General features: G+C 35.4%; 20 protein-coding genes, 1 tRNA gene and 3 pseudogenes. 2 read left to right on the top strand and 22 right to left on the bottom strand.

What is annotated here, in order from left to right:
- Positions 1 to 12: 12 nt before the first annotated feature.
- The 12 genes and pseudogenes from hprK to G634_RS0109245 form a co-directional block, all read right to left on the bottom strand.
- Positions 13 to 954, bottom strand: coding sequence for an HPr(Ser) kinase/phosphatase (gene hprK / locus G634_RS0109305; RefSeq protein WP_026505065.1), 942 nt, complete (start codon positions 952 to 954; stop codon positions 13 to 15).
- 22 nt (positions 955 to 976) lie between these two features.
- A complete protein-coding gene (gene uvrC, locus G634_RS0109300; protein WP_026505064.1) occupies positions 977 to 2,851 on the bottom strand; it encodes an excinuclease ABC subunit UvrC in 1,875 nt (624 codons plus the stop codon).
- 3 nt (positions 2,852 to 2,854) lie between these two features.
- A complete protein-coding gene (gene ftsH / locus G634_RS0109295; RefSeq protein WP_026505063.1) occupies positions 2,855 to 5,233 on the bottom strand; it encodes an ATP-dependent zinc metalloprotease FtsH in 2,379 nt (792 codons plus the stop codon).
- Positions 5,234 to 5,381: 148 nt separating this feature from the next.
- Complete coding sequence (locus G634_RS0109290; RefSeq protein ID WP_026505062.1) at positions 5,382 to 6,584, bottom strand: ABC transporter permease; 1,203 nt, start codon at positions 6,582 to 6,584, stop codon at positions 5,382 to 5,384.
- A gap of 2 nt (positions 6,585 to 6,586) precedes the next feature.
- Positions 6,587 to 7,273 carry an ABC transporter ATP-binding protein gene (locus tag G634_RS18655; protein ID WP_035799510.1) on the bottom strand — a complete coding sequence of 229 codons (687 nt, stop codon included), beginning with the start codon at positions 7,271 to 7,273 and terminating at the stop codon, positions 6,587 to 6,589.
- Between the two features lie 447 nt (positions 7,274 to 7,720).
- The gene (locus G634_RS22120) at positions 7,721 to 7,933 is read right to left on the bottom strand and encodes a BtrH N-terminal domain-containing protein (protein WP_026505061.1); all 213 of its coding nucleotides are present in this window, start codon (positions 7,931 to 7,933) and stop codon (positions 7,721 to 7,723) included.
- Positions 7,934 to 8,195: 262 nt separating this feature from the next.
- A complete protein-coding gene (locus tag G634_RS21400; protein WP_196805328.1) occupies positions 8,196 to 8,366 on the bottom strand; it encodes a DUF6472 family protein in 171 nt (56 codons plus the stop codon).
- A gap of 19 nt (positions 8,367 to 8,385) precedes the next feature.
- Positions 8,386 to 10,215: an ASKHA domain-containing protein gene (locus G634_RS20320; protein WP_026505060.1), complete on the bottom strand. Its 1,830-nt coding sequence runs from the start codon at positions 10,213 to 10,215 to the stop codon at positions 8,386 to 8,388.
- A gap of 16 nt (positions 10,216 to 10,231) precedes the next feature.
- A complete protein-coding gene (locus G634_RS0109265) occupies positions 10,232 to 11,731 on the bottom strand; it encodes a carboxypeptidase M32 (RefSeq protein ID WP_051233798.1) in 1,500 nt (499 codons plus the stop codon).
- A 73-nt stretch (positions 11,732 to 11,804) separates the two neighbouring features.
- Positions 11,805 to 11,877, bottom strand: a tRNA-Lys gene (locus tag G634_RS0109260).
- 369 nt (positions 11,878 to 12,246) lie between these two features.
- Positions 12,247 to 12,447, bottom strand: a pseudogene (locus G634_RS0109255) (multidrug ABC transporter ATP-binding protein); the annotation flags it as partial.
- Between the two features lie 249 nt (positions 12,448 to 12,696).
- Complete coding sequence (locus tag G634_RS0109245; RefSeq protein WP_026505056.1) at positions 12,697 to 13,812, bottom strand: hypothetical protein; 1,116 nt, start codon at positions 13,810 to 13,812, stop codon at positions 12,697 to 12,699.
- A 506-nt stretch (positions 13,813 to 14,318) separates the two neighbouring features.
- Here G634_RS0109245 and G634_RS21985 point away from each other — a divergent pair.
- A pseudogene (locus G634_RS21985) lies at positions 14,319 to 14,594 on the top strand (integrase core domain-containing protein); the annotation flags it as partial.
- A gap of 476 nt (positions 14,595 to 15,070) precedes the next feature.
- The gene (locus tag G634_RS21775; RefSeq protein ID WP_256379365.1) at positions 15,071 to 15,202 is read left to right on the top strand and encodes a hypothetical protein; all 132 of its coding nucleotides are present in this window, start codon (positions 15,071 to 15,073) and stop codon (positions 15,200 to 15,202) included.
- A 246-nt stretch (positions 15,203 to 15,448) separates the two neighbouring features.
- Here the strand turns inward: G634_RS21775 and G634_RS0109235 are convergent, their stop codons facing one another.
- The 10 genes and pseudogenes from G634_RS0109235 to G634_RS0109190 all read right to left on the bottom strand — a co-directional run bounded on the left by G634_RS0109235 (position 15,449) and on the right by G634_RS0109190 (position 23,137).
- On the bottom strand, positions 15,449 to 16,444 hold the full coding sequence (locus tag G634_RS0109235) for a hypothetical protein (RefSeq protein ID WP_026505055.1): 996 nt from the start codon (positions 16,442 to 16,444) through the stop codon (positions 15,449 to 15,451).
- 51 nt (positions 16,445 to 16,495) lie between these two features.
- Positions 16,496 to 16,720 (bottom strand): hypothetical protein, encoded by a 225-nt coding sequence (locus G634_RS0109230; protein WP_026505054.1) that lies wholly within the window; start codon positions 16,718 to 16,720, stop codon positions 16,496 to 16,498.
- On the bottom strand, positions 16,713 to 17,312 hold the full coding sequence (locus G634_RS0109225; RefSeq protein ID WP_026505053.1) for a hypothetical protein: 600 nt from the start codon (positions 17,310 to 17,312) through the stop codon (positions 16,713 to 16,715). The genes G634_RS0109230 and G634_RS0109225 overlap by 8 nt, the downstream gene beginning before the upstream one ends.
- Before the next feature lie 28 nt (positions 17,313 to 17,340).
- Positions 17,341 to 17,988, bottom strand: a pseudogene (locus G634_RS21765) (C45 family autoproteolytic acyltransferase/hydolase); the annotation flags it as partial.
- Positions 17,989 to 17,998: 10 nt separating this feature from the next.
- A complete protein-coding gene (locus G634_RS21760; RefSeq protein ID WP_155830545.1) occupies positions 17,999 to 18,448 on the bottom strand; it encodes a C45 family autoproteolytic acyltransferase/hydolase in 450 nt (149 codons plus the stop codon).
- Positions 18,449 to 18,482: 34 nt separating this feature from the next.
- Positions 18,483 to 18,728 (bottom strand): phosphopantetheine-binding protein, encoded by a 246-nt coding sequence (locus tag G634_RS0109210; protein WP_026505050.1) that lies wholly within the window; start codon positions 18,726 to 18,728, stop codon positions 18,483 to 18,485.
- Complete coding sequence (locus G634_RS0109205; protein WP_026505049.1) at positions 18,718 to 20,070, bottom strand: MATE family efflux transporter; 1,353 nt, start codon at positions 20,068 to 20,070, stop codon at positions 18,718 to 18,720. The genes G634_RS0109210 and G634_RS0109205 overlap by 11 nt, the downstream gene beginning before the upstream one ends.
- 1 nt (position 20,071) lies before the next feature.
- Positions 20,072 to 21,115 (bottom strand): DegT/DnrJ/EryC1/StrS family aminotransferase, encoded by a 1,044-nt coding sequence (locus G634_RS0109200; RefSeq protein ID WP_026505048.1) that lies wholly within the window; start codon positions 21,113 to 21,115, stop codon positions 20,072 to 20,074.
- 29 nt (positions 21,116 to 21,144) lie between these two features.
- Entirely contained in the window at positions 21,145 to 22,176 is a 1,032-nt protein-coding gene (locus G634_RS18645; RefSeq protein WP_051233797.1) for a radical SAM protein, read from the bottom strand.
- Entirely contained in the window at positions 22,169 to 23,137 is a 969-nt protein-coding gene (locus tag G634_RS0109190; RefSeq protein ID WP_026505047.1) for a hypothetical protein, read from the bottom strand. The genes G634_RS18645 and G634_RS0109190 overlap by 8 nt, the downstream gene beginning before the upstream one ends.
- Positions 23,138 to 23,140 lie beyond the last annotated feature (3 nt).

Raw genomic sequence — 23,140 nt, 5'->3', positions numbered from 1 at the left:
TCTTTTCTTTAATCAATCTTCATCGTCAGAGTCACTCTTTTGTAAAGAATTCTGAACACGATTATACAACTCTTGTGCAGCGTTATAACCCATCTTTTTCTGTCTTCTGTTAACTGCAGCAGCTTCGCAGATAACAGCAAGATTTCTACCTGGTCTTATCGGTATTCTATGACATACTATTACATTTCCAAGATACTCTGTATACTGCTCTTCAAGTCCTAACCTGTCATATTCTTTGTCTTTGTCCCATTCTTCCAGTTTGATGACAAGATCAATAGTCTTGGAATCACGAACACTCGAAACACCGTATAAGGTCTTAACATCAATAATCCCAATACCTCTAAGTTCAATAAAGTGTCTGGTGATATCAGGTGCGCTTCCAACAAGCTGTTCATCGCTTATCTTCCTAATCTCTACCACATCATCAGATACGAGTCTGTGGCCTCTCTTAATAAGCTCTAGCGCTGCTTCAGACTTACCTATACCACTTTCACCTGTAATAAGAACACCTTCGCCATAAACGTCTACTAAAACGCCATGAATAGAGATACATGGTGCAAGCTTTTCATTCAGATATCTGATAGTCTCTGCCATCATAGCCGATGTAGCTTTTTTGGTCATGAATATCGGCACTTTTTCCTCTTCTGCTATCTTGAGGAAAAGGTGATCTGGAATAAGCTCTCTACAGAAAATAATCGCTGGTATATCAAAAGAAAGAAAATCTCTGTACGCTTTCTCTTTTCTATCCTCTGGAAGATTCTCCATATAAGTATACTCTACAAAACCTACTATCTGAAGCCTGGTCGCCTCAAAATGTTCAAAATAACCTGCTATCTGAAGAGCCGGTCTATTAATATCCGGCTGTCTGATTTTAATCTTATCAAGATTAATGTCAGGTGTAAGGTTATCGAGTTTTAACCAATCAACCAACGTTTTAAGTTTAACACTTGTCATATCCTTTCCTCCAATCCTTCCTTCACAAATCTGATTTTTTATGGAAATAGTCATAGATTATTCTAGCCTGGCTTTCAGGAATTTCCGGTACACTCGATAATTCCTCGATACTTGCATCTTTAATCTGATTTATTGATTCAAAATGCTTCATAAGTGCCTTACGTCTTGCAGGACCAATTCCCGGAATATCATCAAGAGACGATTTCACCTGAGTCTTCGAACGCAAAGAACGATGATACTCTATTGCAAATCTATGTGCCTCATCCTGAATCCTTGTTATCAGTTTAAAGCCTTCGCTTTCTCTATCTATCGGCAATTCCACATTATTAAAATATAGACCTCTTGTTCTATGATTATCATCTTTAACCATTCCGCATACAGGAATATCTATTCCAAGTTCATTAAGAACATCAAGACAAATATTTACCTGACCTCTTCCGCCATCCATCAGAATAAGATCTGGAAATTTTGTAAAACTTCCATACTTTTCATCTATACGTTTTAATTCAAGGTCGTTTTTCTCTTCAAGTCCATGCATAAGTCTTCTACTCAAAACCTCATGCATACATGCATAATCGTTTGGTCCATCAACAGACTTTATCCTGAACTTGCGGTAGTCGCTTCTCTTTGGCTTACCCTTCTCGAATACTACCATAGAACCAACATTTGCAAAACCACTGATATTAGATATATCAAAGGCTTCCATTCTATTTAAATCCGGTATTCCCAGAATATTTGCAATCTCTTTAACCGCCCCGATTGTCCTTCCTTCTTCTCTCTTTATCCTTTCTCTATCTTTGGACAAAACAAGTCTGGCATTCTCAGCAGCAAGTTCCATGAGTTTTTCCTTCTGACCTCTTTCCGGAACTTTAATGTACATCCTACTGCCCTTACGAACAGACAGCCATTCTTCAATTATCTCCATGTCTTCAATAGCTGTAGGAAGGAGAATTTCTCTGGGGATAAATGGAGTTCCCGCATAGAACTGTTTTACAAAATCAAGAAGAACCTCGTCTTCTTTCTTGTCTCCTACATGCGTCATGTAGAAGTGTTCTCTTCCTATTATCCTACCTGCCCTGACAAAAAATACCTGAACGACTGCATCCTCTTTATCAAGCGCAATAGCAATAATATCCTTATCTTCCATAGAGGCATCTGTCATCTTCTGTTTCTGTGCAACTGTCTTTACATCATTAAGAAGATCTCTGTAGTGAGCCGCTTTCTCAAACTCCATTTTTTCAGAAGCATCATACATTTTCTTTTCAAGGTCATCGATTATGACGCTGTAATTACCTGAAAGGAAATCAATCGCCCTGTTAATTCTCTCTCGATAGTCTTCTTCAGACACATCCCCTATACAAGGGCCGCAACACCTTCCCATATGATAATTAAGGCATGGTCTCTGATTTCCGATTTCCTTTGGAAGATTCCTATTACAGTCTCTAAGACCATATATTTTATTTATTAAATCAATTGTACTTTTCAGTGCCTGTGCACTGGTAAACGGACCAAAATACTTCGCCTTATCTTTTTTCATTATACGTGAAAAAAGAATTCTGGGAAATTTCTCCTGTATTGTAACTTTAATGTAAGGATAGGTTTTATCATCCTTTAGCATCGTATTATAACGAGGTCTATGTTCTTTTATTAGATTATTCTCTAGAACAAGAGCCTCCATTTCAGAATCAGTTACAATATACTCAAACCGGGCTATCTGCTGCACCATCTGATCAATTTGAGGTCCACGTCCCACTATCTTTCGAAAGTAGGACTGGACTCTTTTATGCAAATTGACCGCCTTGCCGACATACATAATAGTATCATCAACATCGTGCATTATATAGACGCCCGGTTTGTTTGGAAGTTTTTTCAGTTCTTCTTTTATATCGAATTTCAATCTTTAATCCTTTTTATCAAAATCGTCAGACACATGAGAAAAACGTCCGCGGGTAGCCTCTTTTTCTTTGCTATCTTTCAAAGAGTCTTCAGAATCAGAATCTTTTGAATCAGAATCGTCTTCTTCAGAACCTTCAGTTTTTGAAATTCTAGTTTCATAAAGCTCTGAAAAATCTTCTCTATCTTCATCATCATCATCTTCTTCCAGGCTGTTACCGTAAGAATCTTTACCCGTAAGAACTGACATAGGATCATCTTCATCTTCAGCTAGTTTAATCTTTGGCAGATTCAGCACAGATGCTAAATTCAAACCTATTTCCTCCTGAAAACGTCTCGCCCTCTCAGAAAAGCCGCCATCATCAGGTTCATCATCTTTGTTTTCATTCTTGTCAGTATCATCTATATCTTCACCGATAAGTGCTGATTCCGGTCTTGTAGCATAGATTCTAAGCCTTGGAGTTTTCTCGCCTTCCTCTGGTTCTGGAATATTTTCAACTTCACGATAAATCTTCATGAACTCTTTTCCAGAAATTGTTTCACGTTTAATAAGATGCTCTGCAAGCTTATCCATAGCAGGAAGATGCTCTGTAATAATACGTTTTGCCTCTTCATAACATTCCATAAGAAGTTTCATTACTTCTGCATCAACTTCAGCAGCTGTCTGATCTGAACAATTCATCTCTCTTCTTCCGTCAAGATATCTGTTCTGCACAGACTCAAGCTGCATTAGGCCAAACTTCTCACTCATTCCGTACATGCTGATCATGTCTCTTGCAAGCGCTGTAGCCTTCTCGATATCATTCTCTGCACCGGTTGTAACTGTATTGAAAATAATCTCTTCTGCTGCACGTCCGCCAAGTGCCACGATGATATCATCACGCATCTCATCTTTTGTACTAAGGAACTTTTCTTCTTCAGGTACCTGCATTACATATCCAAGCGCACCCATTGTACGTGGCACGATAGTAATCTTTTGCACAGGTTCTGTGTTCTTCTGTACTGCACTTATTAATGCATGTCCAACTTCATGATAGGATACGAGTTTTCTTTCTTCCTTGCTGAGTATTCTGTCTTTTTTCTCTTTTCCTACAAGAACCTGTTCAACTGCCTCCATAAGATCTTTCTGAGAAACAAATGCGCGCTTACCTTTGACAGCATTAATAGCCGCTTCATTTATCATATTGGCAAGGTCTGAACCAACAGCTCCGCTTGTAGCAAGTGCAACTTCTTCCAGATTAACAGTCTCGTCCATCTTAACATCTTTGGAATGAACTTTAAGAATCTCGATTCTTCCCTTCAAATCCGGCTTGTCAACAATGATTCTACGGTCGAAACGTCCTGGTCTAAGAAGTGCCTTATCCAGAATCTCTGGACGGTTAGTAGCACCCAACACCAAAACACCCTTACTAGAGTCGAAACCATCCATTTCAGAAAGAAGCTGATTCAAAGTCTGCTCACGCTCTTCGTTTCCGCCACCAAACTTACTATCTCTGCTTCGTCCAATTGCATCAATCTCATCAATAAAGATTATACATGGAGCATTTTTGCTGGCTTCTGAGAAAAGATCTCTTACTCGGCTAGCACCAACACCAACATAAAGCTCTATGAAATCAGAACCAGAAAGAGAATAAAACGGAACATGAGCCTCACCTGCAACTGCCTTTGCAAGAAGTGTCTTACCTGTTCCAGGAGGTCCTACAAGAAGTGCGCCCTTTGGAAGCTTTGCACCTATCTTGGAATATTTCCCCGGATTATGAAGGAAATCTACCACTTCTACAAGTGACTCTTTAGCTTCATCTTCGCCAGCTACATCCTTAAATGTTATTCCGGTTTCTTTCTGAACATAGACTTTAGCATTGCTCTTGCCTACATTAAATATTCCGCCAGAGCCTTTTGACATCTTCTTAAAGAGCATAATCATAAGAACCCAGACAAGAACGAGCGGCAAAATATATGTCGCAAGGAAATACAATATGCTACTACTCGAATCAGGAACTTTTGAGTTATATTTAACATGCGCCTTTTCCAGCTGTTCCTGTAAATCGGCATCAGATAAAATACCGGTATAAAAAGTAGTTCCGGTTACGGCTTCTGTCTGCTTGGCCTCACGTTTTTTGTTATAGGCTTTGATGCCTGCCTCAGTGGGAGTTATTGTTATCTGACTATTCTCTATCGTTACAGACTCAACCTGACCAGCATCAAGAAGTTGTATAAACTGGTCATATCGAATTTCGATAGATGCCCCCTGTATTGCAAAATATCGCATCAGATACGACAATACGAACATGCATACGAGCGCCACCAGCAAAAACATGAACAGACTCTGCCCCTGCGGATTATTGCCACCCTGCGGTCCACGTTTATTCTCATTATTATTTTCCATGGTATAATGTCCATCCTTCGAAGAAAAGATTTAAATCTACTATTTATAATAAACGAAAACACTGCAATTATCAATTTTATTCTTTTTGAAATATGACTCCTAAAAAAGCAGCAGACTATATGTCCACTGCTTTTTAATAGATTTCCTCTTACTCATTCATCAAAACGTTCACATCTACTTTATCTGTTTTTCTTGACGCCAAATATCCTGCCAAAAAGGCTGTAACAATTCCTATGACAAAAGGCAGCACGTATATAATTACATTAGAATTATTTTTCCACTGAAGAATTGTTATTACCAAAGCTGAGAATATAATACCCAAAAGAGTTCCAATTACGCTTCCCTTTACCCCCAATAGAAGACTCTGCAAAACATATATCAATCGCACTTGTTTTTGTGATGCACCTACTATTTTATAGACTGCAATATCTTTATGCTTTTCTTGAATCGTAATAGCAAATATATTGATAATATTGATAGAAGCAATTGTTCCTATAAGCAAAATCAAAAGAATAATAAACAAAGCTATATAATCAAACCAGGTTGAAAGCATGTCCTTAACATCTTTACGCGATGCTACAATCGGCGAGATTCCTGTTCCATCTAATGCATTTTTAAGATCCTTGTCTGTATTAAGCTTTTTGCATATATTTTCTCCTGTTTCTGAAAGCTTATTTACATCTTTAGCAATAGCAGATATATATCCATATTTACTGTCTAACACATATTTGCTTTTTACATTGACCGCTATCATTTGATTTATTTCTGATGGTACTGTATTAAAAGCCTGCTCTTCCTGATAATCGATAACTCCGCTAATAACAAAATCAGTCTCTTTTCCGGAAACTGTAACCTGAATTTTATCTCCAACTCCAAGTTTAGTTGCCTTGGAAATCGAATTACCAACCAGCACTTCTTCATCTTTTTGAGGCATCTTTCCTTCGCTGATTTTTATCCCCAGATTATCAAGATATGATTTATCTATTCCATAAAGTGTAGAGGTAATTATCTGCTTACCATTGTCATACGTAATGCTATCAACACCAAAACCTTTGACACCTGTTGCACTTTTTACTCCTTCTGCACTTCTGACAAGTTCGATATCTTTATCTGTGTATAATGTCAGATACTTATAGTTAAGCGAGTTAACTTTATTCCCAAAAGCAATAGTTAAAACCTCTTCCCTGGAAATTTTCATCTCACTAAGCATATATCCATAAAATGAAACTCCCATATTCATAACCATACTTATGAGAAATACGGATATTAAAATTGAAATCATAGTAAGTCTATTTCTTTTTTTATTAACCTTCAAATCTCTAAATGCAAGCTTTTTAATTTTCTTATTCATATTTAACTCACTTTCACGTCAGCTTCATACTCTGTTTCAGTTAATTTGTAATCTGAGATTGTATATAGTTTATCCATATTTAAAGCCATATTCTTACTATGTGTAACTAAAAGAATAGTCAAATCAAGTTCCTTATTTATTCTCTTGAACAATTCAATAACTGAATTTTCATTCTTTAAATCCAAATTTCCGGTAGGTTCATCTGCAAGTAATAATTTAGGATTATTAATTAATGCTCTGGCAATAGCAACTCGTTGCTTTTCACCACCACTTATTGTATTCACACTCTGTCCTAGAATCGAACTTGGAAGTCCCAATAAATCCAACAGATTCTTGATTCTAACCTCGCCATTTTCATAGAAAAAACGTGGCAGCATAATGTTTTCTTCAACTGTAAGCGAATTTATTAAATTAAAATTCTGAAAAACACTTCCAGTAGTTACCCTGCGAAGTTTTTCCATAGACTTAGCATTTTCAGAATCTATTACCTGACCATCAACTTCTATTGTTCCTTCGTCTGGATTAATTAATCCTAAAATCATCTTTAAAACTGTAGATTTTCCAAGCCCTGATCTTCCAATAATACCTGAAACCTTATTTTGGGGTATTATAATACTTGAATTATCTATTATTATTCTCTTTTCTTTACCATCCTCAAAAAACTTTGAAACACCGTTAAATTTAATCATTTTTCTCCTATTTGATTCGTAGATAGTGTTTAAAATCACTATCTACGAATTTATCAACATCCCAATATACAGTTACATATTCAATAGTTAATTAGCAACCCATTCCTGTATTTGTACAGCCACAACCACATGCTGGTGCAACCATTTCCTCTTGATTATTAATTATCTTTTGATAACGCACATTTAAATTATCAAACAGGCGTTCTTCAAAACTATAGATTTTTGTCACTGCGTTCCAAAAACTACGCAAACTGGCCATTTAAAAAGGCTTCGCCTTGGACCAGTTTGCCGCTTGACTTTTGTTCTCACGAAACTCGCAGTAAATGCGAGTTTCTGAATATAAGTGACAAGATGTCATAGATTTTTGTCACTGCGTTCCAAAAACTACGCAAACTGGCCATTTAAAAAGGCTTCGCCTTGGACCAGTTTGCCGCTTGACTTTTGTTCTCACGAAACTCGCAGTAAATGCGAGTTTCTGAATATAAGTGACAAGAAGTCATAATTTCCTGATAATACTATTAAAGGGATTTTTAGACTTTTTTCAATCCAATATCTAAAATCATACCCCTCCCCAATTCCAAAACACATTGGTGGTGAAATTTCTATATGATTTACTTCCATTAATTTACTAATCGTAATTTGTCTACAATCTCCGCTCATATCATCTCCAACAAAACATTATCAATAATATTTAACAAGTTAAAAAGCAGTTCAAATCATTTATTATTAGTAACAAAGCGATATTGCAATTATAAAAGTTAGATTTTTTTAATTAGAATTGTTTTACAAAAAAATTATATGATTCCAAGAAAGCAATGTCAACAGTTTTTGATATATTCTTAATTTTTATTTAACAAAAAAGACTGCCTCTGCGATAAAACAGAGGACAGTCTTTGCAAAAACATATTTCGCCTACAAAACATCAAAGTTGATGTCTTACAACCTTATATTCATCATCACCGTTATAATAAGGACAACTCTTGGATCTTCTTGTCAGAAAATGATACATCTCATCTTCATCGAGCGAAACCATACATGAAAAAGAGTCATCATCCTCATCATAAACATAATTTGTACAGCTATCACACTCCATAAAAAACTCCTTTACACCACTAAAAATTCAAAGCTTCATAGTACTTATCGTCAAATCCATCTTCCATCGAAAGATTTATTTCATTATTTCTCTTCTTTATAGCAGAAAGCTCGTTTACCGCCTTTTCCATTCCAACAGCACTTTCTTTCTGCATAAAGCATACAGTCCCATTAAGCGAAGCGTTCCCAAGTATTCTAATATTATCTACATATCTGCTATCATAGAGTTGTTCCGGAAACATCTTAAGGCTGCGAAGTCTTGCAAGATTCATCTTACTGCAGAATCCTCCCGCAAGATAAATATCCATTTTTTCACCATGAATATTTACACTACTATCTAACACCCTGCTCTTATCCAGTAAAAATGATGCCGCCGTAAAAACAGCCGCCTTAGCCAGTTGAACTTTTCTGATATCTTCCTGATAAAACCTTATGTTTTTCTCTTCATCCAGAATTATTCCATTCTCAAAAAAAGGCTCAGCCAAAAGGCCATTAGCATCAACCATTTTATTTCTTACCAGTTCTGAAGTAAGCTCTAAAACTCCCGAGCCGCATATTCCTGTAATGTCACCATTTTCAATCGTCCACAACTTTAGCCTGTATCCATTTTCCATTACTCTAGATGTGACACAGCTATTATCAGATCTTTCCTCGCCATCTTTGCAGATTACAGCATTGCTTATAGCACCTTTCACGCTAGCTATGCCATCTCTTATACCACCGCCTTCAAATACAGGTCCGGCGGCAGTTGAAAGGCAATAAATCTTTCCATGCACAAATAGTGCCATTTCTCCATTTGTACCAAGGTCAATCAGCATAAAAGGTTTTGACAAAGAAATATTATCGTTTTTATCATCTGCATTTAGAGTATCTGCCTGAATATGCCGGCCCTTTTTATCCTCATATTCACGAAGGTTTATAATCTCATAGATTCCAGATAATATATCTGCACCAACAAAAGATGAAAATCCAGGAAAAATAACCACTTGGCAGTCATTTTGAGATTCTGGAAATAACCCAGTCTTTTGCAAAGATAAAACCCTCGCATCAAGATTTTCCGCTTTATAAGGATATTTCCCTAGTCCCGAGCAATCATATCCCAGCAAAAGATGCAGCATAGTAGTGTTACCAGATATCACACAAAGCGATATGTCTGAAAGCTTCTTTCCGGATTTTGTTAACAAATCTGTAATTATCTTTTCCAGGTCATTACAGACAATTCGTCTTAGCTCTTTGGCTTTCCCATGAATAGATGCATTTTCAATTCGCGAAATAACATCTGCGCCATAGCTTTTCTGATGATTAACACTATAAGATCTTGCAGCCTCATACATCCCGCCATCTTTCAGTTCCATAAGCACAGCTTCAATAGTTGTAGTTCCTATGTCGATTCCTATCTTATATGCACAAGATTTTCTATCATCACCTTCATTTGCATTATCAGTTACACCATTTATCGAAGATACAAGGCGCATACTACCATCATCACTATCTGATGATATGCAACTTTTTTTTTCAAAAAGAAAAGGAAGACGATATGCATTATTATCTACAACAATATCTTCTCTACTTTCTACGATAATCTCCGCATTCTCTTTCAAAATAGCCATACAGGAAAGCCTGTAGCCTTCTGCACATAAAGATTCTCCAAGAAGAGCCAAATCTCTGGAAGTTGCCAAAGGAGCCCCTTTAACAAACAAGACTCTGCATTTACCGCATATGCCACGCCCTGCGCATGGATAACCCACAGGAATTCTATTATTTCTTATTACATCAGAAAGCTTCTTGCCATAAGGAACTGTATAAGTGTAACTTTTATCTGCTTTGATTTTTATGGTTATTCTATTCATATAGTTTTCTCAAAAATCACAACTCATAAATAGCGCTATACTTTTCTTCCAGATAATCAAGAAAATCTTTAGCTGTAAAATCTCTTCCTGTAATTTCTTTAATCCAAGGCTTTGGATCCATTCTATCTGCTCTTGCAAATACATGTTCTTTCATCCAGTCAAGGATTTTGTCCATGTGCCCTTCTTCAACTTCTTTTTCGACATCCATATCTTTTTTCATAGTATTGAAATACATGGAATTGTACATATTTCCAAGTGCATAAGTCGGGAAATAACCAAAACCATCTGACCAGTGCATATCCTGAAGAGCACCCTCTTTATCATTCTGTGGACGAATACCAAGATATTCATAGTATTTGTCACTCCAGATTTGCGGAATATCACTTACTTTTGCCTTTCCTTCCAAAATCATTCTTTCAATTTCATATCGGATGATTACATGGAAAGTATAGGTAAACTCATCAGCCTCTGTTCTTATAAGTGACGGCTCGACCACATTAAGTGCTTCATACAACTCTTTCTCAGTAACATCTGCCATTACATCAGGAAATACCTCTTGAAGTACCGGATAAATTAAATGTACAAAGCCTTTACTTCTGCCAATGATATTCTCATAGAATCTGGATACTGACTCATGCATTCCCATTGTCTTTTTATTAAGGTAATGGTCAAAGTTCTCTTTGGCCTGAAACTGCTCGAACAATGCGTGTCCGCCTTCGTGTATTACAGAATACATGCTGGAAATAAATGCTGTAGGATAATAGTGGGTTGTGATTCTAACATCATTATAGCTGTAGCTGTCTGTAAACGGATGCTCACTTGTTGTAAGTGCTCTTCTGTCCTTATCCATACCTAAAATATCCATAAGCTTTTCTGCAAGTTTTCTCTGAGCATCATCTGATACAGGCCTGGACAAAAAATCTGTACGAATTTTTTTGTTGCTATTCTTGATTCTGTTAAGAAGCGGAATAGCTCTTTCTTTAAAATACCCAAAACATTCATCCAAATCTTTAGAAGTTACACCCTTTTCATAATTATCAAAAACGAAATCGTATACATCTTCATATTTCTTCTCGCATAATTCTCTCTGTTCATAGGTTATATCCACTATTTTCTCAAGCTTTGGAGTAAAAATACTAAAATCCGCCTTCTCTTTTCCTTCAAGCCAGGCAACAAATCCATCATTGTAGATATTAGAATATTCAAGATTCTTCTCTGGAGTAATATTCTTTATTCTAAGATACTGATCATGCAGGCAGATGACCGCAGATCTATCAAATTCATCAAGTTCATCCAAGTGCTCATAAAGCTTGTTCGCAGCATCAACAAACTTATCGTCCTTGAACATAGTAAATGCTATATTGTAAAGCTCACTTACTATCTCTCCCTGTTCTTTCATTGCCGCCCTTGGGCAAATGGTTTCCTTGTCATATTGCAGTACTCCAGCTGCATGCATATACATCTTCGCCTTCTTTTGTACATCATATAAAACTTTCAAATTCTCTTTTGTTGTCATATCTTTCCCCTCTAGATAATTTTAGTTTATAGCAAAAAAGGATTGAAGCCTTAACTCCAATCCTTAGAACCAGTGGACCGCCAGGGTCTCGAACCCTGGACAACCTGATTAAGAGTCAGGTGCTCTACCAACTGAGCTAGCGGTCCATATGTATTTTATTGTGTCGCTTTCGTGTTTCTGTAGTGCCTCGCGACAGTTATTATTTATACCACGTTTAAAATATAAATGCAAGTACTTTTTTTAAAAAAAAATTATTTTTTTACTTGCATTATTTGTTAGCTTATGCTAATATAGTTTTTGTTAGCGATGGCTAACTAATTATTACCAGCTGTTAAGCCGCTTCCCCATTTGGGACGGATCCTGCCAATCCGAATCGTTAACATAGAGAAACATAGTCTGTAAATCTCCTACCTAAAGAGAGAGCGACACGAGAAAACTCCCGTTTCGCTCTCTTTGTTTGATTTTTCTATGCGTTCTTCATCTGCTTCTTCGCTTTACTACCAATATTTTCTTTTTCAGATCAGTACTCCGCCATCCATTCTATATACCTTGTCACACAAAATATTTATGTCTTCCGGATTATGACTGGCAACAAGAATAGTTTTTCCCATCTGTTTCATTTCCAATAAGAGTTTTCTTATTTCCTGTACACCATTATTATCGAGTCCATTGAAAGGCTCATCTAATATAAGATATTTGGGATTCTCCATTATACTTATACTCAATATCCTCACAAATAGCATCAGCATACGCATACGCTGATGTAATAAGAATCATAAGTGAAAAATTGCTAAATTCCACCAGAAAAAACACACTGACAACATCACTTCTGCAAGAAATATTATCAATTAGAGTCACGAATAAAACTGAAATTGTTCCAATTAATGCCAATATAAATTTCAATGAAAAAAATGCTCTGCAAAAATCAGTAAAAAACATTCCTGTTTTCATTTTTTTACTCAATTTTAAAATTGAGAACATATAACAATTTCCTTTCCAGTCTGAGCATCTATTACTGTTTCAGTATATCTTCCATCCACAGTATCCTTGCCTCTTGCAACCCAGCATGGCTTAATCTTGAAATTATCTTTATTGTAGGCATAGTTTTCAACATAGTAAAACAGTTTAATTTCATTTATTTCAATTGAACCATCGCCTATTATTTTATTATATTTTTTGGAAATTCGATTGATAACTTCATCAAATGAAGCTACAGAAGTAACCTGTTTTTCATCCTCGAAATTAAAAATACAGCCTACATAAAGATCCTCAACTCCATTTTGGGAAACCATAGCTTTAATTGCATTATACTCATCACCTGCAATATTCTTATCACTTGCCATTCCGTTCATATAATAGACTGGAAGTCCCTGATAAAGCTGTCTTATATATAATTGATAGCAATCTGCATCATTTGACCACGGCTGATATTTTTTATCAGAATCTTCATATGGTACAGACTCTTCATTAGCTGCTAGAACATTATGATCCAGTGCACAATATGAATAATCTAATTTTTCATCTAATCCGCACTTTTTCAATTCATCTTCAACCTTAGTAAACGCCTCTTGTCCTGAAGCAAAACTAAAATCCTTACTTTTCTGGAATACATCTCTATTATATCCAGATATTGCCTCTTCATCATTATAGGAATTTACAAAATCGTATTTATAATAATAACCTGTACCAAATGAAATAAATGTAGTATTTTCGTTAAAACTAAGATGCTTATCTCCTAGTGTTCTATTATATTCCTTAGCACCATTTTCATCGACTTCGTCTTCAACTTTTCCGTTATCACCATCACTCCACAAAGCCGAATATACATTATTCCATTCAACACTCTTTTTCTTTGCCTTTGCAACATATAAACTGTTTACATCGTTGCCTGCAACAATATTACAATTAAATTTAACTTTTCCGTCCACTTTCTGATATGTCTTAGGAAAATCTAATTTTATTGTTTTTTTATCTGAAAAAGCTTCACTTTTTGCTGCTGTATCGTCACTACCAGCATTCGAACATCCAAAGAGCATACATGCTGCAAGTACCCATAAAAAACCTGCACATCTTTTTCCCATCTTCTTCCTCCACATACAGTTAAGCCACCGTAAACCTCTTCTGGCGGCTTAACCAACTTCTTAACAAACAATCTTTTACAGTTACCTTCCTGGCCAGTAATGTTCGAACAAATATCATTATAATCACAATATTTTGTAATACAATACTTTTAAGCATACCATTTCCTGAACGACACGTTTTTTTCCTGAACGACACATTTTATTTTATTTTTCCCTATTGATTCCGACCTGTAATTGATGTAAGATAAAACAAAATTGTTAAAGGAATATTAATTATCATGATGACCGCACTGATTTTGACAGATTATTTGATTAAGTTTTTGGATAGATTTTTCTTTGATTTTTTTCTGAAGAAGTGTTATGCTACCACTTCAAAACACTCCCCTATAAGATATGTTTTCTTATTTATATTTGGCATATTTCTTTGTTTGTGCAGGCTTTGTAACTGTTCTTATATTAGCCTTCCATTTATTATGCTGTTTTTTAACATTTGCTATTTCTACTTTCCTTTCAAGCAGATGATTAAACGACTGAACCGCACCTATAAATCCTCGTATCGCCTCACAAACGGGTTCGACAACTACGACGGTGCCAACTATGATCTCGCGCTTTGGGTTGCTTATTACAACTTACTTCGTCCGCATAAGATCCACAACTATCGGCGTCCATTGGTTGAAAATGACATCATTTCAAACGGCGGAAACATGCCGGGTAAATGGCAGTTAATAATCTTTCTCGGTCAACAGACCATCCTCGAAATGCAGAAGGAAAAGTCAGCCTGATCCCGGAGCGGAACCGTTGTCAAGGGAACCGTGGAATACCGGAACCGGCGCAGCCGGTGAGGATATGCCGCGAAAGTCTCTTGACATAAGGTTCACGGATCATCCTATATCTTAGGTCAGCAAGTGTGCTTGCTGGCCTGCTTCCGGCGAGGACGGGTGCGGGCAAAGCCCGCAAAGTGGGTCAAGGGACTCGGAGAGCTTTTCGGTATAAATATTTGCAATTTTCAACGTACCATGGCTGCATCGCACTCACAGCCTGTTATGAAAATAGCTTACTTTCTTTCTGCCGATAATTAATTTGACAGGACAGAACTTGGTCACACCTTGGTGGATTTTAATACCCCGATTTTCAACGTGAGTGCCCTGCCTTTGAGCACAGCATATTGTTGTATCTTCGGTTAGCACGCGTAGCAAAGTTCGTATCATCTCGGGCAGGACTCCTGTCATTTACTATTATTGGTAGGAAGGAGACCGTTATGAATGATATTCTTAAACGTTCTTGTGGTCTTGATGTCCACAAAGAAAAAATTGTTGCAAACGTACTGTCTGGTCCAATTGGAGCGACACCTTTATCTGAAACCAGAGAAATTCTCCACACTGATTCCTGATCTTATAGCTTTGCGAAAATGGATTGTTTCATGTGGATGTCATGATGTTGCTATGATCATAATTTGTCAATGTGCGAAGCTTAAGTTAAATATTCTTTGTATTCATACTCATAAATACTTATTCTATTCAATAATATTTCTCCCTCTGTAACAGCATATAATCTACACAAAAGCTTAACAATTGTAGATTTCCCAGCTAATCCTACAAAGGAAACAGCAATTCATTTTTTCAGTTGTCATGAAGTGTTATTTGATCATATAAAGGATTTTCTCACTCATTGAAAGCTCTTTTTGCTTAATGGTCTGTAGTTTTCCGCATATCTTGTTAACAATCGACTTATCTTGAAGTAGATTATACTTTAAGACCATATTCCTCACTACCAATAACAGTTCCTTAATCTCAACGCACTCTTTCTTTATCGTTTCAATAGTGCAATCATCAAACATTCTTAGTGTAGCCATATATTTCAATCTTCTTATCATCAGTTCCTGTCTGTCATATAATATGTGAATTGGCTTACTATCAAACGCTTTATCTCCTTCCATAAACTTTCCCAACAAATAATCATACACTGATATGCCGTACCATATTCCACTTTTGTTATAGCTTTGATAAGAATGTTCAAAATACCTGAGACTGTCATCAGCATTCAAAAAATCACTAAGTTGAGTCCTTAAGAGATCCACATTCCATTCATAATCGGCTTCCTGATATTTATAAAGATTAATCAAATAATCATTATTCATGCTCTTTTCCAGGCTTTCTATATCTACCCAATGATCATCGTATCTTTTTTCATTAAAGAAATCATGAATTCTGACCCGGTTATTCTCATAATCAATTTCAGATAATAACGCTGTATGAATGAAGTGTTCTTTACTGAATCTATACGTAAAACTAAAGTAATACTGATCAAGACAAGGCTCCACATAATATCCTTGCTTAAGACAAAAATCCAAATACTCTACAAGGCTATTACCCCGAATAATTGAACTGCTAACTCTCATCCAGCTGATAAAGGGACATCCATAAATAAGTGAAAAATAATTATCAATATCTGCATGATCATAAAAATCTACTACTGCAGATTCTTTATTTTCCCTAACAATTACTTGTACGAACCTATCACTGATCCAAGGAATGATTTTCTGTTCGTTACTAAAAAGTATAGAAAATATATGAGCAATCTCTGGATATGATGTTATTGGTGGATATACTACAGGCAACTTTACATTTATCATAATATTAAGGCTCCAACTTTTTTCCTATTAAACATAATTATCACTACGGATTTAGCAAACGCATTCTAATCTTGAATACAGCTCAGATAATACCTTATTATCATCTTCGCGTATTCGTCTAACTGTTTCTTTCATTTTTTCTAACAGTAATTTACTCGGACACATCTCATACTTAATTGCCTGCATGTGAATTATATTGGCCAATTCATTAATACTCCGATAGTCCTTATACTGATTTTCCCCCAGGGAGTAGTCGTCATTTAAAAATCTAATCAAATAATGACCTCTTTATCAGGTTTATATTTAATTCATATGAATTCTTTATCGGAGTAATAACAAAGACATCATCAGCCCACATTCGCTTTTGATAAACTGAGTCGTTACTTGATACTGCCAAAAGAAACTCATCAAACCCAAGAATCATTTTTGAGATTTTGCCCTTATCGTCATACCCTAGGACCCCAAAGCCGCTCTCATCATATCCAGTAATCATTTCATCATGAATAAAGGTTTCTTTTCTGTATTCATCTCTCTGCGGTATATAAAATTCATCCATTTTCAGATACACATAACAGTCCAGCTCTATGCATTTCTTAAAAAACTGTATTAAATCCATATCTGCTCTTTTAAGAAAATCCAATGAATACTTCTGTACATTCAGATACGGTGCATTTATACCAACTTCACCATAAAATACATTGAAAACCTCTTTTTCCTTTACGATATCATCATGACAATTTATTTGAATATAATTACTATAAAGCCACTTCTTATAGTCAATACCATTTGCTTTCATTATTCCTAAAGGGTATGCTTCATATACAAATGTGATTATTTCAGGTTCAACAAAGGGCAGTTCTTTAATCATCCGTCTAAATCTTCTCCCGTTTTCTTTTTTAAAAATCAAACAATTCGGTCATATCATTTTTCTGAATTTCGCTACTACATGGCTCACCGAACGATAAATAAACTTTAGGATCCGCTTCATCCTCATATTCAACGATCATTGAAAAAACAGTCCCCATTTCATACGGCTCCTCATTTGAGAAATGTCTGCAAATAGGCGCGTCTCCGTCATGTGACCTCAAAACGTCATAAACATCGTCCACCGATACCCTATCACGCCTTACCAATTCAGAAACCTTGCTTTTCAATGCATTATATCTACCGGTAAATTCAATGTATTGTTTGTCTCTCAGCTTTCTGCACTTTAACCAATCACTCAAAATATGATTTGTGTGCAGAATGGAATTACTCTCACTTCTTCTTATAAATATCCAGGTTGAAGTTAATTCATAACTTGCAGGTTGGTGTTCCTTATCACAGCACATGATGTGAATCGAGAATGCTATTGGGGATCGGATTATTGCGTTTTGTAAATCAAATGCATTGTCAGATTCCAAAGCCCTTCTTAATAAGATATGGTAAACTGCACCTGAATAAGTAGTCTCCATAACACTTATATAATTCAGAAAAACACTTACACCTTTATTGTTGACACCGATATTTGCAAGCACACCCGCTTCTGTTACTGTCATAAAAGCTCTCTGATTCTCATCTTTTTTCTACAAGAATGATCATCCTTTCACTTGCGTCTTTTATCCAATCCCATGTTTGTGCCAAAAATGTCCTTTTCCCATTATCAGTTTTAATTGAGAATGTAGAACAGCCTTCATGAAGAGAATTTATCCCCCACAACTGATTCATGAGTTCAGATTTGACATTTAACAACACTATTTCTTTGAGGCTGACACCTGCGCCATTAGCAATTCCCTGGATTTCTTCAAGTAGGCTCTTATCATATTTTTTTAGTGCCGGTATGAATTTATCTGCATTATCAAATAAAGTTTCTTTGTTTATTTTTCTGTATGATCTGCATAATTCTATACATTGTCTTATATTCTCTTTTATTTCTTTTTTACAGATTTCTCCATACTCATAGCCTCTTGAATAGCTATTGCCTTTGACCTTAACAGTTTTGATTCTTTTCCCGCTTATAATCACTACATACACCTTGCCATATCTTTTATTTTTTCGACTAATTGTTCGCAACAAGATTAGCTGTAAATTCTTCTACGCTTCGATCCGCAAACGCCAACAATTCATCACCTACTGTTAACCCACTTTTCGTTTCCAGAAAAACGACCAATTTTATAAACTCAAGAGAATCAACACCCAAATCCCAAAATGTCTTTTTTACAATCTCATCCTCAGTATAGTCAGCACCTTTAACCTCTTTGATTCCTTCACAAAGCATTTTATAAATATCTATTTTATTCGGCATAACATTCCAACCTCCACTTCTTCATTTTTATTCTATATGCTATGTACAACATCAAATTGGATCCTACCCATGCCATAACTTCGCCAACAAAAAATCCATAATATCCTATTTTGCTAGTTAATAAATATGCACATGCGATTCGCATAAACAATTGAGCAAAACTTGATATCATAGACATAAACGTATTTCCCATTCCCTGCACAACTGCATAAAGCACATACAAAATATAAAGCAAAGGAAAAAAGACAGCTAAGAAGTTTAAAAATTCTTTACCAATCGTTATGGTGCTCATATTTACGGTACCTTCTTCTTCTAAGAACAGGCGTAGTATTGGCTCTCCCAGTCCCAACATGATTCCAGACATAAATGCCCCCATCACAATTGCCATAACTACTGATACCCTAAATCCTTTGTTTACTCTTCGATAATTGTTCGCACCTTTATTTTGTCCTACAAACGTTCCAACTGCTCCATTTAGGCCCCATGCTCCTATTTCTAACAGACCATATAGTTTATTCGCTGCAGTGTAACCAGCTATAAATATCGCTCCATATGTATTTATGACAGCTTGAACCGCTACTCCTCCAATACCAATCACTATGTTTTGGAAGCATAACGGGGCTCCAAGCTTGATCAACTCATACATTTTTCTTGGATTTACATTAAATGAAAAATGCAGCTTATCATCCCCAAAAATCTTCACAACATACTTGGTACAATAGATCAAAGAACTTAACTGCGCCAGCAATGTCGCAACTGCAGCTCCCACTACTCCTAACTTAAAATGGTAAATAAACAGAAAATCCAAAAGAATATTCACAATAGAAGATAGAATCAAAGCATTTAAAGGGGTAACGCTGTTACCATATGATCTCAATATTCCAGAAAACATATTATAAAAAGTTGTTATGGCAATTCCCAGTATAAGAATTCTCAAATAGCTCCAAGATAAGTCAATAATTTCATCCGGTGTATTTAATGACCTCAAAAGGCTTTTGCCAAATATCAAACCAACTGCCGTTATGATTATTGACAATAACACGCACACATTTATTGATCCTTCAATAGCCTCCTCTAATGTCTTACTATCCTTTTTTCCTGCACTTTGTGCTATATCTATTGAAAATCCCTGAGTAAATCCCTGAGCTCCACTGATTATTATGAAAACAATCCATTCAACAGTTCCCAATGCAGCCAATCCATTTGTTCCTATATATCTACCCACAAACAGCGTATCGAAAAATACATACATCTGCTGCAGTATATTACCGGCTATTAATGGAATAGCGAATTTTGTTAGCTTAGTTGCTATTTTTCCTTCTGTCATATCTATTGTCTTCATTTCAGATTACCTCATTCACAATTAACTGCTTTTCTAAAAACTCAACACTCTCTTCAGAGTATCTATAACCATCATAGATAGGCACACATCTATGATGTTCTGCCACCCATATGCTATTAGGAAGTTCCAAGTCTAATTTTTCTACATTATGGCATAGATCTTTTATGCCAAATACTCTTCCGGTTTCCTCAGTGAGATTAACATCAAATGCAATATATTTATAATATCCAGACTGCATTCCTTCGGGAAAAACAACTCTTTTATCAAAAATCTGATCATACTTAGCAGCTAGTTTTCTCTTTCTTTCCAGAATTTCATCCAGTCTTTCTAGCTGTACCAGTCCTAATGCCGCGTTGAACTCATTCATTCGGAAATTAAAGCCTTCTGCCAAGTCATATAAGACTTTTCCATCTTCCACTCTTTTTCCATAATTTCTAAATTTCTCAAACCAATTAATGAACTCTTCGTTTTGACTGACTACCATTCCACCCTCTCCAAGTGGCAATGTTTTTGTTGCATAAAATGAGTAAAATCCTGCAAAACCAAAACTACCGGCGCTCTTCCCATTCCATGAAGCCCCATGTGCATGTGCACAATCCTCTATAAGATATATGCCTTTTTCTCTACAGTAATCTGCGATTTCATTAATTTGAAATGCTATATGTCCTCCAATATGAACAACCACAACCGCTTTTGTATTTTTTGTGATCTTCTTTTTCATGTCATTAAAGCTGAGACATAAATCTTCTTTATTGCAGTCGGCATAAACAACTTTACCCCCTGCCATCTTAATGGCATATGCATCTGCAATAAATGTGTTTGTAGGAAGTATTACTTCCATCCCTTCAACATTTATATACTTTAAGATAGAGTAAAGACCTGCGCCCCCTGATGATACAGTCCTAGAAAACAAATTTACTTTTTCGCCGAATTTCTTTTCAAATAATTCATTTTTACTTCCACAAGACCAAAAACCATCCTCGAATATTTCTTTTTCATATTCAAAAAACTTACTGATATATTCATCTTCCATAAAGATTTTCATTTTATATTTATATCCTCCAACTTCATAATTTATATAAAATCAATCGTCTTTATTCTTCTCATGCTATCAAAAAAAAGATTGTATTTACTAATACGACATTGTGGACATTTTTTTTCACAAAAAGATATATCCTTTATCATTTCCAACTGTCTTATTCTTTCTTCCCCATTCCAAATATCTTTGAACGTAGTTTCCTTTATATTTCCAATTGGTTTTAACCAATCATATATATTTAATCGCCCACAAATATATACATTTCCATCCCCAGAAATGATAGAAGTTAATGAGCTGGCATAGCATGGAACTCCTCCATTCCCTTTAAAAGAATTATTTTTGAATCCACTGGTATCAACATAGAATTCTTTTGACTCAAAATTTTTTAAATAATCAAAATTAACATTTGCAAGTTCTATTGAAGGACAATCAACTACAGGTCTTAACTGTACATAATCAACGCCAATATCTCTAAGCCTAACAATAATATCATCTAAGTTTTTAATATTATTTTTAGTTACAACATAACCAATTCCAACAGTCTGACAATTCTGCTTATATTTTTTCAAATTCTGAAGAACTACTTCAAATGCATCAACCCCTTTTAAAGCCTTATACTCATCAGCGTTTGATGCATCTAAACTAACTCTTATCCACTGAAATTCTTTCAGCGTTTTTTTACTAAGATTACTTGTTCCATTAGTTATAAGGCCTACACTCATTCCAACCTCTTTTGCTGTCTCAATTATCTTATCGAAATCTCTGTGCAAAGTAGGCTCTCCACCACCTTCAATCACTATACCTTTTGTTCCACCATTTTTAAGATCAATAAAAAGTCTTTTTAAAATTTCAAAGCTCAGTTCTTCTGATATGCCTTCTCTCTCTCTTAATCCTTTGTCAGAACAATAGCAGCAATTAAGATTACATCTATTAGTAAGTGTCAGTTCCACACTTACTGGATATGTATTCATATTAGAAATATCATTTTCCAATATTTCTTTTACCTTCTCCGTATGCAAAAATACCTTCTCTATTCCCGTTTCGCTTATCCTTGCTAAATTATCCATTGCTTTCTCCCAAAACATCAAAAAATTCAAATGCTAATTGCTCATCTAATGACAAAAACTCTTCAAGATTATCACATGAATCATTAGCATAAATACTTTTATAAATTTTATCTATCAAAAAATGTCTATTATCCAGAAATCTTTTCCATATATCCTGAACCATACGATCATTTTCAGAATACTTAGTAAGTATTCTAGTCATTGCCTCTAAGGACAAATAATACTTTCGTCTATTACTTTGCATATTAGCCTTAGCCAAATAATCTGCAGTATTCATATTTTTTATAAATTCTCGTATACCATTATGAAAATTACTTTTTATCATTTCACATACTTCAGCTTTAATTTCTCTCCATCCAATAGCTTTCATACTATTCTCAATGATATACGTTTTTCGATAATGTTCTGTCATATTATCATTGTTATCGCAAAACATATGCTCACTTTCTAGAATTATTTGTTTTAACATTGCAAAGGAGATCCATTGTGTTGCTACAACATCTGCTGTGAAGATTCCTTCGTCAATATATTGTCTTATCAGTTCGCGATCAGCAATTTTGAATATTTCTTTTTCTTCATCAATTCCACAGATTATGACCCCATGATCATAAGTACCAGTTCGATAATATCTGCTATATGGCAAAGCTCCATACTTAAAAATGCACAATACTAAATTATTATTTTTCAAAGCATTTACTATTGTATTAAATGTATCTTCTACACTTTCACTTGTTTCCTCATACAACTTTCCATATAAAACTGAGATTATTCTTTTTCTTACATATAGCCAATCATCTGAATTATTCAAAAAATTCCATGACATGATCAATAAAAAAACATAAAAAAAATAATTATCCCGGCTATATATGCTACAGCATGCCGCCATTGGAATATCAATACAATTAATCTCCTTCGTATAAAAACCATCCATAAATAAATCTATACAGTTATCAATTCTCATTCC

This window comes from Butyrivibrio sp. NC3005 (assembly GCF_000424545.1).
GTDB lineage: Bacteria > Bacillota > Clostridia > Lachnospirales > Lachnospiraceae > Butyrivibrio.
The sequence above is the reverse complement of the archived record's forward strand: the minus strand, read 5'-3'. Positions and strand labels throughout refer to the sequence as shown.

Excerpts from the sequence above, each read along its gene's own strand:
- G634_RS0109205 (WP_026505049.1), bottom strand. The coding sequence starts at position 20,070 with ATGAAGACAATAGATATGACAGAAGGAAAAATAGCAACTAAGCTAACA.
- G634_RS0109200 (WP_026505048.1), bottom strand. The coding sequence starts at position 21,115 with ATGAAAATCTTTATGGAAGATGAATATATCAGTAAGTTTTTTGAATAT.
- G634_RS0109290 (WP_026505062.1), bottom strand. The coding sequence starts at position 6,584 with ATGAATAAGAAAATTAAAAAGCTTGCATTTAGAGATTTGAAGGTTAAT.
- G634_RS18655 (WP_035799510.1), bottom strand. The coding sequence starts at position 7,273 with ATGATTAAATTTAACGGTGTTTCAAAGTTTTTTGAGGATGGTAAAGAA.
- G634_RS18645 (WP_051233797.1), bottom strand. The coding sequence starts at position 22,176 with ATGGATAATTTAGCAAGGATAAGCGAAACGGGAATAGAGAAGGTATTT.
- G634_RS22120 (WP_026505061.1), bottom strand. The coding sequence starts at position 7,933 with ATGAGCGGAGATTGTAGACAAATTACGATTAGTAAATTAATGGAAGTA.
- G634_RS21775 (WP_256379365.1), top strand. The coding sequence starts at position 15,071 with ATGAATGATATTCTTAAACGTTCTTGTGGTCTTGATGTCCACAAAGAA.
- ftsH (WP_026505063.1), bottom strand. The coding sequence starts at position 5,233 with ATGGAAAATAATAATGAGAATAAACGTGGACCGCAGGGTGGCAATAAT.
- hprK (WP_026505065.1), bottom strand. The coding sequence starts at position 954 with ATGACAAGTGTTAAACTTAAAACGTTGGTTGATTGGTTAAAACTCGAT.
- G634_RS20320 (WP_026505060.1), bottom strand. The coding sequence starts at position 10,215 with ATGAATAGAATAACCATAAAAATCAAAGCAGATAAAAGTTACACTTAT.
- G634_RS0109210 (WP_026505050.1), bottom strand. The coding sequence starts at position 18,728 with ATGCCGAATAAAATAGATATTTATAAAATGCTTTGTGAAGGAATCAAA.
- G634_RS0109190 (WP_026505047.1), bottom strand. The coding sequence starts at position 23,137 with ATGAGAATTGATAACTGTATAGATTTATTTATGGATGGTTTTTATACG.
- G634_RS0109245 (WP_026505056.1), bottom strand. The coding sequence starts at position 13,812 with ATGGGAAAAAGATGTGCAGGTTTTTTATGGGTACTTGCAGCATGTATG.
- G634_RS0109225 (WP_026505053.1), bottom strand. The coding sequence starts at position 17,312 with ATGATTAAAGAACTGCCCTTTGTTGAACCTGAAATAATCACATTTGTA.
- G634_RS21400 (WP_196805328.1), bottom strand. The coding sequence starts at position 8,366 with ATGGAGTGTGATAGCTGTACAAATTATGTTTATGATGAGGATGATGAC.
- G634_RS0109235 (WP_026505055.1), bottom strand. The coding sequence starts at position 16,444 with ATGATAAATGTAAAGTTGCCTGTAGTATATCCACCAATAACATCATAT.
- G634_RS0109265 (WP_051233798.1), bottom strand. The coding sequence starts at position 11,731 with ATGACAACAAAAGAGAATTTGAAAGTTTTATATGATGTACAAAAGAAG.